The organism is Vibrio sp. 2033 (genome assembly GCF_033339735.1).
The window spans coordinates 1-642 of sequence record NZ_JAWOVC010000452.1 but is presented as its reverse complement, the minus strand read 5'-3'; the positions used below and the strand labels follow the sequence as shown (position 1 = coordinate 642).

The window sequence follows — 642 nt, the reverse complement described above, 5'->3', positions numbered from 1 at the left end:
CTTGACTGCCATGTCGGCGATGAAGTCTAGGTCATCAATTGCACCGTGATCCGTCGTACCCGCAGTACCAACAATCGCAAATGGAATTAGCCCTTCAGCTTTCGCTTGCGCAATCACTTCATCTAGCTTCGTGATATCCATGGTGCCATCAGCGTTTGCATCCACAGTCATCACCGCTTTCTCACCAAGCCCCATCCAAGATGCAGACTTTTGAACGGTGAAGTGTGATTTCTTAGAACATACGATGCGAAGTTTGTCAGCGTAGTCAGGCAGACCTAGCTTCTGGATTGAGTGACCACTTAGCTTATCTGCGATCCAATCACGTGCCAGCATCAAACCCATTTGGTTACTTTGAGTGCCACCGCTAGTGAAAAGACCATCGGCTTTTTCGCCTAAGTCGTACTTGCCACACAGCCAATTGACCACTTTTTGCTCAACGTAAGTTGCAGAAGATGCTTGGTCCCATGAATCCATTGATTGGTTCAGTGCTGCAATCATCGCCTCTGCTGCGACAGCCGGCATTAAAGGAGGCGTATGCAAATGCGCGATGCAATCAGGGTGTTGAGTGAAGATAGCGTTCTTTGCCACCAGCTCTGCCGCATCATCGATTACGGATTTAAGTGGCGCATTTTTGTTGTCTAG

General features: G+C 48.6%; 1 protein-coding gene. It reads right to left on the bottom strand.

All coding sequences use genetic code 11. From position 1 onward, the window contains the following. A partial coding sequence (locus tag R7P74_RS27140) for a pyridoxal phosphate-dependent decarboxylase family protein (RefSeq protein ID WP_318123772.1) occupies nt 1-642 on the bottom strand: 642 nt, incomplete at both ends.